The following is a 13271-nucleotide window of genomic DNA, read 5'->3' as shown; positions in this document are numbered from 1 at the left end:
GGTCTCCCCCCGAGTGAGAGGTATCCCCGATGGCAACCCGACACGTGGGTCAGGTCCGAGAACTCCAGGTGCGCTCCGACGACGGCACACTGCTGCACGTCGAGGTGCGCGGCCCGGAGGACGGGCCGACCGTGGTCCTCGCGCACTGCTGGGCGACCTCGCTCGCCTCCTGGGGACCGGTGGTGCGCGAACTGGACCCGTCCCTGCGGGTGGTGCTCTACGACCAGCGCGGCCACGGACGCACCCAGGCACCGCTGACCAGGGCGGGGTACGGCGCGCGGAAGCTGGCCGAGGACCTGTGCGCGGTCCTGGAGGCGACCGTGCCCGAGGGTGAGAAGGCCGTGGTGGCCGGACACAGCATGGGCGGGATGACCATCATGTCGGCCGGTGCGCACCCGGTGTTCCGGGAGAGGGCCGCCGCGGTGCTGCTCACCAACACCGGGTGCAAGGAGCTGCCGATGCGGTCGACCGCGATCCCGCTGCCCGGCCCGCTGGGCACGTTCGGCGCGCAGGTCTTCCTCAGGGCCCCGATACCGCTGGGTCCGCGCAACGCCCTCACCACGGCGGTACTGAAGTCCATGGTGATGGGCAGGAGAGCCGACCCGCGCATGGTGCGGCTGTGCATGAGGATGGTGCACGCGTGCGGTGGTGTGTCCCGGGGCGCGTGGGGGCGGGTGATCTGCACGTTGGAGGCGGAGGAGACCGCCCGGCAGATCTCGGTGCCCACGGTGGTGATGGTGGGCACCGACGACAAGCTGACCCCGCCCTGGCACGCGCACCACATCGCGTCGCTGTTGAAGGACTGCCGGGAGGTGCGGGAGATCCCCGGCGCGGGCCACATGGGACCGCTGGAGTACCCGAGGGCCCTCGCCGAGACGGTGGACAGGCTCGCCGCCGAGCACCTGGAGCCGCGGACACGGGCCGCCTGACCCCCCGGCTCCGCGCTGACGCCCCCGGCTCCCCGGCCGGGGGCGCTGGCGTGCGAAGACCCCGAAGGCACGGGGAGCACGCACGCCGGACCGGGTCGGCCCGGTCCGGTCCGCGTGTGCGCCGGGCTCACCGCGTGCTCCCGGGCGGCCGTTCGGAGAAGCGTCCGCATGCGGCCGTGACAGCCGAAGCGGCTGCCTACCGGGGTTCCGGGGACGGCTCGTCGGTGCGGTCCGGGACGGGTTCGGGTTTGGTGTGCAGGACCTCGCGTGCCTGCTCCGAGGCGCGGATGATGCTCTCGCGCACGAAGTCGACGAAGCGGGCGATGTTCTCCAGGCGCACGGCGGCCGGAGTGCCGGGACCCAGGACCTGGACGCCCTGACGCGCGGCTTCGACGAGGTGTGCCTCGGCCCGGGCGTTGGCCAGCATCGACTGGTACCAGACGTCGTCGTCGACGACGTAGCGCTCGCGGCGGCGTTCGTCGCGTTCGCGGCGCACCAGGCCCTGGCCCTCCAGGAACGTGATCGCCTTGGAGACCGAGGCCGGGCTGACCTGGAGGCGCTGGACGAGTTCGGCCGCGGTGAGGCTGCCCTCGTCGGTGGTGTAGAGGGACACCAGGACCCGGGACGTCATCTTGGGCAGGCCCGACTGCATGAAGACGGCGGTGAAGGCCTCCTCGTATTCGCGCACGGCCTCGGCGTCGCGTCCGTAGGGCTGCGGAGGCGCCTGCGCGGCCCGGGTCGCGGTCCTGGTGCGGCGGCGGGTGCGGTGCTGGGTGGCGCGGTGGGCCAGGTCGGCGCGGTAGGAGGTGGGGCCGCCGTTGCGCGTCACCTCGCGGGTGACGGTCGAGGTGGGGCGGTCCAGGTCCTTGGCGATCCGCGCGTAGGCCAGCCCCTGGGCCAGTCCCAGCTCGATGCGCTGGCGTTCGGACTGGGTGAGCCTGCCTCCGGGCATCGCGGTCTCCTTCGTGGTGCGTGGGTGCGCCCACCCTAGCGTTTACTTTCTCCCCATTGCAACGAAACGAGTGGAGTCCGTTGCATTAGATTCAGAGCCATTGCAACAATTTCCCCGATTTCACCTGCTAATACGGGGTTTTCTCGCGAGAACTCTGTTGCCATAACCATGAACGCAACGTAGCTTTTCCATCATCAGAAACAGCGGGCCGCACCGGCGCCGTACCAGAAGAAGGAGAAGTACGATGCACACCTTCCCCACCCCCACCGCCATCACCACCGTCCTGGACATCCCCGCCGGACGCGTCCAGCTCATCGCCGCCGACCGCACCGACACCACCGTGCAGGTCCGGCCCGCCAACCCCGACAAGAACCGCGACGTCAAGGCCGCCCAGCAGACCACCGTCACCTACGACGACGGCGTCCTGCGCGTCCAGGCCCCGCCCGCCAAGAACCAGGTCTTCGGCCCCTCCGGATCGGTGGAGATCACCGTCCAGCTGCCCACCGGCTCCCACCTCCAGGCCACCGCCGCCAGCGCCGAACTGCGCGGCGTCGGACGCCTGGGCCAGGTCGCCTTCGAGGCCGCCCAGGGCCCCGTCAAGCTCGACGAGGCCGCCGGAGCCCACCTCACCCTCCAGGACGGCGACGTCACGCTCGGCCGCCTGGGCGGCCCCGCCCAGATCAGCACCGCCAGAGGTGACATCGACATCGCCCACGCCACCCAGGGCACGGTCGAGGTGCGCACCGAGTCCGGCGACATCACCGTCAGCGCCGCCCCCGGTGTCTCCGCCGCCCTGGACGCGGGCACTCCCCACGGCCGCGTCCACAACGCCCTCAAGAACGACGGCGAGACCACCCTGGACATCCACGCCATCACCTCCCACGGCGACATCACCGCCCGCAGCCTCTGAGCAGCCGTATCCCCCGACCACCTGACGACTCACGGAGATCCACGATGGAAAACGACAACGGCCGCTTCTCCAAGGCGGGACTGCGGCGGATGCGCGACGTACTGACACGGCACGTCGAGAGCGGGCGGATCCCCGGTCTGGTCGCCCTGGTCAGCCGGGGTGGTGAGACGCACGTCGAGGCGATCGGGACGATGCGCCATGACGGCGGCGCCCCGATGCGCAGGGACACGATCTTCCGGATGGCCTCGACGTCCAAGCCGGTCACGATGGCGGCGGCGATGGTCCTGCTCGACGAGTGCGGGCTGCGGCTGGACGACCTGGTGGAGCAGTGGCTGCCCGAACTCGCCGACCGGCAGGTGCTGAGGCGGATCGACGGCCCGCTGGACGACACCGTTCCGGCGCGGCGGCCGATCACCGTACGGGACGTGCTGACCTCCACGTTCGGACTCGGCATCGACCGGAGCGCGCTGGGCACCCCGATCATGAACGCGCTCTTCGCTCAGGGGCTCACGCCCGACCTGCCGGAGCCGATGCCCGAGCCGGACGAGTGGATGCGCCGCCTGGGCACGCTTCCGCTGATGCACCAGCCCGGTGAGCAGTGGCAGTACCACGTCAGCAACGACCTGCTGGGCGTGCTCGTCTCCAGGGTCACGGGGAAGTCGTTCGAGGCGTTCCTGCGCGAGCGCGTCTTCGAGCCCTTGGGTATGGGGGACACCGGTTTCCACGTGCCCGCCGACAGGATGGACCGGCTGCCGCCGCTCTACGCCCCCGACCCGCAGACCGGGGAGTTCCACGTGTGGGACCCGGCCGAGGGGGGACGGCACAGCCAGCCTCCGGCGTTCCAGGGCGGTGGCGGCGGGCTGGTCTCCACAGTCGACGACTACCACGCCTACTTCCGGATGCTGCTGAACCAGGGGATGCACGGGAGCGAGCGGATCCTGTCCCGGCCCGCCGTCCAGCTGATGACCACCAACCGCCTCACGCCCGCGCAGCAGGCCGCCCGGAACGCCATGGCCACCGAGAACGTCCACGTGTCGTTCGGCCAGGGGCAGCACGGCGGCTGGGGCTTCGGAATGGCGGTGCGCACCTACCGGGGCGACTACGCGCCCGTCGGCCAGTTCGGCTGGGACGGCGGAAGCGGCACCTCGACCTACGCCGACCCGGAGAACCGGCTCACCGGCATCGTGCTCACCCAGGTCGGGATGTCCGTCCCGGACTCGGCGCGGCTCATCCACGACTTCTGGACCACGCTCTACCAGGCGATCGACAACTGACACCGGGTCTGTTTTCCCGGGATGTCCGTCCCCGTCACACAAGGCACGACTGCCCCTGAAGGCCCGGCCCCCGACGACTGCGCGCGGGGGCCGGGCCTCGGGGCCGTCCTGGCGAGGGCCCCGCCGGTGGGTGGTGTGCGGCCTCTCCCCGCTGACCTGCGAGGTGCGGCCCGTGTCCGGCGGGTGCGCTCACCCGCGGTGGAAGACGTAGCCCGCGTGGTGGAGCACATCGTCGGCGAAGCGGCCGTAGGCCCAGAACCCCAGGTCGTCGCGGTAGACGATGCGGTCCCCCTCGATCCAGAACGACCCCTGGTAGGCGTGGGGGCGTCCGCCGCGCGTCTCGTCGTAGCGGCCGTCGGCGGTCAGTTCCTGGTGGATGAAGCCCGTCTCGTCGATCCACATCCCCAGGTACGGGCTGTCCGCCGGTGTCCGCGTCGGCCCCGGGAACCGCTCGGTCCGGGGCTCGACCAGGCGTCGGCCGTTGAACAGGGCGAACTCGCCGTCGATGACGACCGCGGCGGCTCGCTCAGGGCTCCAGATCACCTGCTCCAGCGCGGTGGTCCCGGGACGGTGCCCGGAGAGCACGACGAAGGTCGCCGGGTTCCCGGGTGCCAGCGTGCCGACCCTGTCGGAGGAGCTCCTGCGCAGTCCGGCGACGGTGTCGTTCTCGACCACGCCCGGGACGACGGTCAGCCCCGAGCAGTCCACGACGACCGCGCCGTCGTCCTCGGCGGCCGTGTGCAGGCCGGTGCCGACCCCGGCTATCTCCTTCCCGTCCAGGAGAAGGTCGGCACCGGTCAGGTCGCCGATCAGCGGGTCGAACGTGTACACGGCGGCGTTGACGAACATCAGCGGGCGGTGCGGCTCGGCGGCGATGGTCCTCAGCAGGTCCTCGTCGAAGAACGTGGTGCTCATGGCCTACTTCCGAAGGGTGTGGGTGCGTCTTAGGAACGCTCTCCACCCTCGGTGACGGAAGGACGGGTGACCAGGCCGCGCTTCACCGGGGTGCCGCACACCCTGGCTGGATGGCGTCAACAGACCATCCCCGCGTGCGCGGGGAATGCGGAACGGACCTGCACGTTCACCGCGTCGACTGGACCGTTCCACAACTTCCCGGAGAAGCGTCATTCCCCTATGTACGACTCAACGCAGGTGTCGGTGAACCTCAGCAGCGAACCGGGGAACACCGGTTCGTTCCAACAAGGCCAATACTCCGGGCACGGTTGTCGGCTCTCGGCGGTAGGAAGCGGCTTGCTTCTCCAGCACGTCGAGCGTCAGCCCAGGGTAGAGGTCAAGCTGGTCAAGCAGGAATTCATCCGGATGAACCGCGAGGAGGTCATAAGGCTTCAACGCAACGTCGGGAAAATCCTTGGTGTTGAAGGTGACCACGACCTCGGCGCTGGCACGTACAGCCCCGGCCAGGACATGCCGGTCCTTCGGATCGTTTTCCATACCACTGATGAGCGTTTCATATCCTCGCACGGTCGCGTCCGGGAAGGATCTCTTCATCTGAGAGATCCTGCGGTCCACCCTGCCGGGTTCGATGCCGCGTTGCACCAGCTTGCGACGGAGTTCGCCCAGGACATCATCGGACCACAGAGGCCGGTATGATCCGGCGACCGCGAGCCGCAAAAGGGTGTCACACAGGTAAGCCGGATAGAGCACACAGGTGTCAAGAAAAGCGGGGAAAGCCACAAGTAACCGTTCTCACCTGGTGTTCCCAGGAGTGGAAGTAACCTCGTACAAACCGTCTTCCTCCGCCTCCGCGGCCATCTGGTCCAACACCTGTTCGCGGTCTCGTCGGGTGCTCTCCTGGTAGGCCAGCACATCACGAAGCAGAACCCGCCGGTGTCGGCCGCGCATGCTGTGGGGGATTTCCCCGTCATCCAGCAGGCGCACCAAAGTGGGGCGAGAGATACTCAGGAGATCAGCAGCTTCCTGAGTGGTCAACATCGTGTTGTGAGGCGCGATAGAGATCGCAAGCCCCTGCGAGAGGGCGGACACCACGTCACGCAGAACACCGTAGAACTCGTTGGGGATCTCGACCTCGGAGCCGTCAGGGCCCACCAGGCGGGCGCGTGAAGTCGCTTGGGGATCTGCCAATCCGCGCGCGAACCTGGCCAGCTCCGAGCGATCGTCCGGCGGGAGAAGGGTTCTTTCACGCAGTGCACTCACCATGCCCCCACCTTACCTCTATTCGCAAAAAACGAAAGGATGCCCGCGTGCGCGGGGAGCACTCGATGCCCGTCCCGGACATGAGCGCCTCCAGGGGACTATCCCCGCGCGTGCGGGGAGCACAGACGAGCCACCTCCGCGACCCGGATCACCGGGGGACCATCCCCGCGTGTGCGGGGAGCACTGTGTGTGTGGACCATCCCCGCCTGCGCGGGGAGCACGGTCGAGGTCGACCCGGGCGTCGAGGTGCTCGGGGACCATCCCCGCGTGCGCGGGGAGCACGCCAAAGACCTGCGAACTTACCAGCGGCAAGCAGCCGTTTTTCCAACTTCTTGAAAAAGAGACAAAAAGGACGAAGCGCATAGCCCTCGGAACCGTGGCCGTAACGGTTGGGTGATCGGTCATGGGCCGCTCGGAAGGTCGGTGGGTCGTGTCCGCTCACCTGAAGGGACGAGACGTACTCGCTGGCCTTCAGTACCCACAGTGACCTCGAACAGGCTCCGGTCAGGGCGCCCGTGCGTCTCCCACCACCTCCAGGCGGACTCAACCTCCGCCCACAAACTGCGGGGGCCAGCCTGCTCAACCGCGTATGCCCCGGCACCTGGCACGTAGTCCACCGACGCCCACGAGCCCGCGGTGTCGTACAGCCACAGCGTGCTCTCCCCCGAATCGTCGTCCGCGTCGAACCAGGCCCGGCACAGGTCCGGCACCGCCACACCAACGGTGAACTCGGCGCCTGACCCGTGGGCGACCACATGGTGCGGGTCCACGCTGGTGTGGCGGGTGCGCACCGGAGCGTCGAAGTCAACGTGATCCGACCATCGGCCCCGGTGAGCGCGCTGAGCACGCAGCCACATGAATGGAGCGTCGCCAATGGGGCGGCCGGTCGCGGTACCGTCCGCATCCACCGTCAGGCGCAACAGCACGGTCGCCGCGTAGTCGTTTCCCCATGGGGTCAGGATGACTCCGCCCGGTCTGGTCTGTTCCACCCAGGCGTAGGGGATCTGCTTGGCGGCGACGGTGGCGAGAACCCGGTCGAACGGGGCGGCTTCGGGAACGCCTTGGGCACCGTCCCCACACACCAGAGTCGGCTTCCACCCAGTGGCTTCCAGAGCCGTGCCGCCCAGATCAGCCAAGGCGGGATCCACCTCGATGCTGGTGACATTGTGCGAACCCAGCCTGGCGCACAGCAGTGCCGCGTTGTATCCGGTGGCGGTACCGATCTCCAGCACCCGCATACCGTCGGTTACCTGAAGGGCCTCCAGCATGCGGGCGACCAGGGAGGGTTGTGAGGCGGAACTGGTGGTGTACCGGCCCCGGCCGTCAGTTCCGGCCGGGGTTCCGTCATCGACCTGGGTGGGCAAGGCGTAGTCGGCGTAGACGTTCTCCCACCAGTACGGATCGTCCCGGCCCACGGGAACCATCCACCCGTCGGCACGGGCACCGTCGTCGGCCCAGATCCGGTCGGGAATGAAGAGGTGCCGGGGCACCTGGAGGAAGGCGTCCCGCCACCGGGGGTCGGTGAGCGCGCCCGTCGCCTGGAGGCCGTCCACCAGAGCGGCCAAACGGGCACTGGCGTCGGGGAAACCCACTACTTGCCGTTGCCTTCTTTTCCACCGCCGCCGTGGGGACTCGGTTTCTGGCCGTCCTGCTGCCATTTCGGATCGGGCTTCTTGTCCTCGCTGTCCGGCTTGCCGTGACTACCCACCGGGGCGCCTCCTCGGATGTCTGTTCTGAGAAGGACCGTAACGCGGCATGCCCCGTGGAGCACCAGCGTTGGCCGGACTCGGTCACTCCTGGAATTCCAGGTCCGGCGGCATCCGTGCCGAACGTGGAACGGCCCGTCCCCGCGTGCGCGGGGAGCCCCCTGGGGCCCTTCGCGGGCATCGGCCTCGGAGGGGGACCATCAACACCGTCTCGGCCTCGGCCAGCCCGATGGGTAAGGACCCCCGGTCGAGTCAGACCGTGTCGCGCAGCGGCGTCGGCACCACGTGCTCCGACACCTCCGAGTGCACCTGGTGCAACCGGGTCTGCACCGCCCGTCGGAGCTTCGTCAGGCACTCCACCAGGGTGATGTCGTCCCCGACCAGACCCCCCTTGGCCACCACCGGCGTTCCGTCCAGCGGTCCCCCGCTCAGGTGGCCGTGCACCGTCAGCGGAACGATCTCGCCCCCGACATCGAACGCGTGCACGTCCAGCTCGTCCAACAGGCTCGCCACCAGGTCTCCGCCGGTCAGGTACAGCCCGCTGGGCAGCGCGTGCGCCCCCGTGGTGTCGGCGACCTCGTTGACCACGTCCGCCACCAGCCGCGCGATCCGGCCGGGCAGTTCCGCGCGGACCTGGACCGGCAGCTCGCGCACCCGGTCGGAGGGCGTCACCACCCGCAGCACGCACAGTTCCGGAAAGCCCGAGGAGGTCAGCTGCTCAAACAGTTCCCGCGCGGTCCGCTCGGCGACCTCGTCCGCGCGCTCCCCCACGCTGAACTCCACCGCGTCCAGATCCACGAACCGCACCGCGCCCGTGCGCGCGACGGTGGCCAACTGCCGCCGGGTCAGCTCGGTGGTACTGCCCACCACCCCCAGCAGCGGCCCGCGCGAACCCGCCTGGCCCCTCAACCGCAGCGCGTAGGCCAGCAGCGCCCCCGTGGGCCCGGGGTCGGCCGCCAGCCACACGATTCCCGTGTCGTGGTGCGCGGCGGCCGCGGCCTCGGCGATGTCGGTCAGGTGCTGCTCGGTGCTCGCGTCGCACACGACCACGGGCTCGTCACCGGCGAGCAGTTCGGCGGTGAGCATCGTCTGCGTCACCTGCCGCACGGGCACGTGGCGCACCGGAAGGTCGGTCTGGACGGCGAGGATGTCGGCGACGGAACTGGTGGTCATCGGGCACAGCGGATCATCGGCCAGCTCGGTGCGCTCCAGCGGCAACCCGTTGAGGAACTGCAACCCGTCCTCGGTGATGCGCCCCGAACTCGGGAAGGCCGGAACGAACAGCACCCGCACCCGTGTTCCGGCGGGTACGCGCTCGCGCACGGCGTCGTAGGTGGCCTCCAGTTCGGCACCGATGTTGCCGCGCAGCGTGGAATCGGTCCGCTTGACCACCAGCCCCACCGGCCACACCGCTTCGACCACGTCCGTGACCAGGTCCGCGGCGTGCTCGGGGGGAACATGACGACTGTCCAGGTTGGCCACGACCACGTCGTAGTCCCCCACGACCCGACTCACGTGCTCGGGAGTCACCGTGGCCACACGCATCCCGGTACGGGCGAACCGGGCACCGGTGGCGTTGGCACCGGTGAGTTCGTCGGCGACCACGAGGACCTGGGCCACGGCGCGTCTCCTTCGGCGTTCGGCGAAACCCCGGGGCGAGCTGGGGTGGGTCCTTCCAACATAGGCCCATGCGGGCGGTCCGGGGAGCGCCCGGGCCTCCCGCGGGAGCCGGGGATCAGACGTCGACCACCGACCGCGTGCGGGCGCTGCGCCGGGCGGCCTCGATGACCTCCAGTCCGTGGATCACCTCGTGCGGGTCCACCGGCAGGGGCTCGCCCTCGCCGACCGCGTCGCGCACCCCGGCGTAGAACTCCGGGTATGCGCCGCGCGCGCTGGGCACCGGCCGGGTGTGGCCGTCCACCCCGAGCACTCCCCAGTCCGCCTCGGGTACCACGCCCCAGTCGTCGGCGTCGGCCCGCTCCCCCGCCGTCAGTCGGGCCTCCTGGCCGTCCATGCCGTGGCTGGTGAACGCCCCCTCGTCCCCCAGCACCCGAAAACGCGGTCCGCCCTGGGCGGTGAGCGCGCTCATCCACAGGTGGGAACGCGTGCCCCGGGCGTGGTCGAGGGCCAGGAAGACGTCGTCGTCGGCGTTGACGCCCTCACGCCGGGCGTCGATCTCGGCGTAGACGGAGGAGACCGGGCCGAACAGGTTGACCGCCTGGTCGATCAGGTGCGGGCCCAGGTCGTAGAGCAGCCCGGCCCCCGCCTCGACGCCGCCGCTCTCGCGCCAGGTGCCCTTGGCCTGGGGACGCCAGCGCTCGAACCGCGACTCGAAGCGGTGCACGCGGCCCAGCCTCCCCTCCTCGATGAGGCCCCACAGGGTGAGGAAGTCGGCGTCCCAGCGGCGGTTCTGGTACACGGTGAGCACCCGGCCCAGCTTGTCCGCGAGGTCGGTGAGCTCCCGGGCCTGGAGGGCGGTGAGGGCGAAGGGCTTGTCCACCACCACCGCCAGGCCCGCTTCCAGGGCGGCCTGGGCGAGTGGGGCGTGGGTGTCGTTGGGCGTGGTGACGACCGCGATCTCGTAACGCTCGGCGTCGGCCCACAGTTCGGCGACGTTCGGGTACACGGTGACGCCGGGGTAGCGCGCCTCGGCTGCCCTGCGGCGGTCGGGGTTGCCCGTGACCACCGCGGACAGGCGCAGTCCCGGGACCGCGTCGATCAGCGGCGCGTGGAAGACCTCACCGCCCTTGCCGTAACCGATGAGGGCGACGTGCAGTTCGGGGCCGTCGTGTTCGGGTGTGCTCTGTGCCTCGGGTGCGTCAGCCATGCCACCAATCTAGGGCGTGCCGCCCCGACCCGCTGGTGGCGGGCGGCACGTGCCGTTCCCTCGCGGCCCGCGGACGCCCTCAGCGCTCGGGGGCGGACACGGTGAGGCCCCCGGGCAGGGCGTCGAAGGCCCGGCGGTACCGGGCGAGCAGGTCGGGGACCGCGGGGGTCCCCGGCGCGGCGGCCCAGTCGGCCAGCGCGTACCGGGCCGCGGAGGCGACCATGTCCAGGGCGAGCCGCGAACGCGGGTCGCCCTGGTCGCCGACCCCCAGCACGGCCAGGGCCCGGACCGTGGTGCGTTCGCAGGACTGGAGGTTGTGGGCGCTGATCGCCGGGGTGTTCCCGGCCAGGCTGAGGCTGAGCCGGGCAGCGTGCATCCACTCCCGGTCGGCCACGTGTTCCACGGCTTCGAGGACCGCGTCGCGTGCCAGCTCCACCAGGGGCCGGCCGTCGGGCCCCTTCTCCTCCAGCACCCGGAGGAACGCCCCCCACAGGTCCTGCAACGGAGCCATGGCCAGCTCCTCCTTGCTCGCGAAGTAGCGGAAGAAGGTGCGCTTGGAGACCTCCGCCTCCGCGCAGACCTCGTCCAGCGTGACCTGGTCGTACCCCGCCCGGGTGAAACGCTCCAGCGCGGTGTCGACCAGGGTTCGGCGGGTGCGGCGCTTCTTGCGCTCGCGCAGGGACTCCTCGGAGGCGGCGGGGCGGGGTCGGGTGCTGGCCATGGCCGCAGTGTACCGAAGCAGACCGCCACTCGACGCCCATAGCCCCTTGGCGGCTTTGGTCCCTTGGATGCTTTAGCCTCTTGACGCATAATGCCCCTGAGTGCCATATTTTGATGCCGTCCACCCCGTCTCGTGAAGGAGCCCGGCCATGCGCGCCCTGGTCGTCGACCGCACCGCACCCCGCCACCTGCGACTCGGAGAGGCCCCCGAACCGGTTGTGGCCCCGCACCAGGCGCTGGTCCGCGTCACCGCCGCGTCCCTCAACTTCGGTGAGGTGTCCACCGTCTCCCGCCTGCCCGACGCGACCGTGCCGGGGTGGGACGCCGCGGGATTCGTGGAACGCCCCGCCGCCGACGGGTCCGGCCCCGTCGCTGGAACCGCGGTGGTCACCCTGGACGCGGCGGGGGGCTGGGCCGAACTGCGCGCCGTCGACACGGCCTCCCTGGGGGTCGCCCCGGAGGGCGCGGACCACGGAGCCCTCAGCACCGTCCCGGTGGCGGCCACCAGTGCTCTGCGCGCCCTGCGCGAAGTGGGGTTCCTCCTCGGCAGAAGGATCCTGGTCACCGGGGCCACCGGTGGCGTGGGACGGTACGCGGTCCAACTCGCCCGCATGGGCGGCGCGCACGTGACCGCCTGCACCGGTGAACCCCGGACCTACGGCGCCGAACTACGCGGCCTGGGCGCCCACGAGGTGGTGTCGGAACCCGGGGAACTCGACTACCTGGTCGACGGGGTCGTGGACTGTGTCGGAGGCCCCCAGCTGGTCACGGCCTTCGACAGGCTGAACACCGGGGGAACCCTGGTGGCCGTCGGACACGTGACCGGGCGGCCCGAGCACTTCCCACTCGACGCGTTCCTCGTGGACGACGGGCGGCACGGCCGCTCCATCACCACGTTCCACCTCCAGAACGGCGTGGCTCCGGCCGGGGACCTGGGTTGGCTGGCCGGTCGGGTCGCCTCAGGAGACCTCGATCCGGGGATCTCCTGGCGAGGCTCGTGGGACCGGGCCGACGAGGCCGTGGCCGCCCTCCTCGAACGCCGCCTGCGGGGCAAGGCCGTTCTGGAGCTCACCGCCGGGTGAGGGGTACCGCCCACTGCCACAGCCCGGGTCTGGCGGACGCGGCGACCGCCGGGGACCTTCTCCCCCGGCCTCGGCGGTAGGCGTCGGGAAGGCGGGCCTCCGGCGGTCCGACCCGGCCGGTGCGCGGCGGGTGGTGGACGGTGGGAACGGCTGGCGCCGTCACCGGCCGCGACCACGGAGGCGGGCTGGCCGCCGGTGTGGACGGAGGCCGTCAGAGCCGGTCGAGGCGGGCCCTGAGCAGGCAGAACTCGTTGCCCTCGGGGTCGGCGAGGACGTGCCAGGGCTCCTCCCCGCTCTGACCGATGTCGGCGAACACGGCACCGGCGGCGAGAAGGCGTTCGAGTTCGGCGTCCTGGTCGCGGTCGGTGGCGTTGACGTCGATGTGCAGCCGGGGTTTCGCCCTCTCCGGCTCCTCGGTGCGGCTGAGGATGATCGTCGGCTGCAGGCCGCCGAACCCCTCACGCGGCCCGATCTCGATGCAGCCCTCCTCGCGGTCGAGCACGACGAAGTCCAGGACCTCGCACCAGAACCGCGCCAGCACCTCGGGGTCGCGGCAGGAGAGCACGAGCTCACTGATACGACATGCCATGGACGAAACCTGCTCTCCTCGTGGGAACCGACGGGGTGGCCGCGCGCGGGTCTCGTGGACTCCGCGGCGGCGGCACTCCGAGACCGTACCGGGTGAGGCGAGCGGGA

The 13271-nt window shown here is 70.5% G+C and carries 13 protein-coding genes; 4 read left to right on the top strand and 9 right to left on the bottom strand.

Annotated features, from left to right (window positions below; translation table 11 throughout):
- The first annotated feature begins 29 nt into the window (after positions 1-29).
- Positions 30-929 (top strand): alpha/beta fold hydrolase, encoded by a 900-nt coding sequence (locus G011_RS0100175; RefSeq protein WP_013151511.1) that lies wholly within the window; start codon positions 30-32, stop codon positions 927-929.
- Positions 930-1125: 196 nt separating this feature from the next.
- On the opposite strand, the gene G011_RS0100170 is transcribed toward G011_RS0100175, so the two are convergent.
- Entirely contained in the window at positions 1126-1881 is a 756-nt protein-coding gene (locus G011_RS0100170) for a GbsR/MarR family transcriptional regulator (RefSeq protein ID WP_019606684.1), read from the bottom strand.
- A 244-nt stretch (positions 1882-2125) separates the two neighbouring features.
- Here G011_RS0100170 and G011_RS0100165 point away from each other — a divergent pair, with 244 nt between their 5' ends.
- Both G011_RS0100165 and G011_RS0100160 read left to right on the top strand, forming a co-directional pair.
- A complete protein-coding gene (locus G011_RS0100165; RefSeq protein ID WP_019606683.1) occupies positions 2126-2791 on the top strand; it encodes a DUF4097 family beta strand repeat-containing protein in 666 nt (221 codons plus the stop codon).
- A gap of 44 nt (positions 2792-2835) precedes the next feature.
- Positions 2836-4065 (top strand): serine hydrolase, encoded by a 1230-nt coding sequence (locus tag G011_RS0100160; RefSeq protein ID WP_019606682.1) that lies wholly within the window; start codon positions 2836-2838, stop codon positions 4063-4065.
- Between the two features lie 189 nt (positions 4066-4254).
- Here the strand turns inward: G011_RS0100160 and G011_RS0100155 are convergent, their stop codons facing one another.
- From G011_RS0100155 to G011_RS0100125, 7 genes are all read right to left on the bottom strand, one after another.
- A complete protein-coding gene (locus tag G011_RS0100155; protein ID WP_019606681.1) occupies positions 4255-4980 on the bottom strand; it encodes an Atu4866 domain-containing protein in 726 nt (241 codons plus the stop codon).
- Between the two features lie 228 nt (positions 4981-5208).
- On the bottom strand, positions 5209-5760 hold the full coding sequence (locus G011_RS30815; RefSeq protein ID WP_081642902.1) for a PIN domain-containing protein: 552 nt from the start codon (positions 5758-5760) through the stop codon (positions 5209-5211).
- Between the two features lie 12 nt (positions 5761-5772).
- Complete coding sequence (locus G011_RS0100145; protein ID WP_019606679.1) at positions 5773-6243, bottom strand: helix-turn-helix domain-containing protein; 471 nt, start codon at positions 6241-6243, stop codon at positions 5773-5775.
- A gap of 398 nt (positions 6244-6641) precedes the next feature.
- Positions 6642-7805, bottom strand: a complete 1164-nt coding sequence (locus G011_RS29410; RefSeq protein WP_064972180.1) for a hypothetical protein — start codon at positions 7803-7805, stop codon at positions 6642-6644.
- Positions 7806-8198: 393 nt separating this feature from the next.
- Complete coding sequence (locus tag G011_RS0100135; protein WP_019606677.1) at positions 8199-9566, bottom strand: four-carbon acid sugar kinase family protein; 1368 nt, start codon at positions 9564-9566, stop codon at positions 8199-8201.
- 115 nt (positions 9567-9681) lie between these two features.
- Entirely contained in the window at positions 9682-10773 is a 1092-nt protein-coding gene (locus G011_RS0100130) for a Gfo/Idh/MocA family oxidoreductase (protein WP_013151505.1), read from the bottom strand.
- A gap of 79 nt (positions 10774-10852) precedes the next feature.
- Complete coding sequence (locus tag G011_RS0100125; RefSeq protein WP_019606676.1) at positions 10853-11494, bottom strand: TetR family transcriptional regulator; 642 nt, start codon at positions 11492-11494, stop codon at positions 10853-10855.
- Between the two features lie 148 nt (positions 11495-11642).
- Here G011_RS0100125 and G011_RS0100120 point away from each other — a divergent pair, with 148 nt between their 5' ends.
- On the top strand, positions 11643-12575 hold the full coding sequence (locus G011_RS0100120) for a zinc-binding dehydrogenase (RefSeq protein WP_019606675.1): 933 nt from the start codon (positions 11643-11645) through the stop codon (positions 12573-12575).
- A gap of 211 nt (positions 12576-12786) precedes the next feature.
- On the opposite strand, the gene G011_RS0100115 is transcribed toward G011_RS0100120, so the two are convergent.
- Complete coding sequence (locus tag G011_RS0100115) at positions 12787-13164, bottom strand: VOC family protein (RefSeq protein ID WP_013151502.1); 378 nt, start codon at positions 13162-13164, stop codon at positions 12787-12789.
- Positions 13165-13271 lie beyond the last annotated feature (107 nt).

The sequence above is a fragment of the Nocardiopsis sp. CNS-639 genome, assembly GCF_000381685.1.
Lineage (GTDB): Bacteria > Actinomycetota > Actinomycetes > Streptosporangiales > Streptosporangiaceae > Nocardiopsis > Nocardiopsis dassonvillei.
The sequence above is the reverse complement of the archived record's forward strand: the minus strand, read 5'-3'. Positions and strand labels throughout refer to the sequence as shown.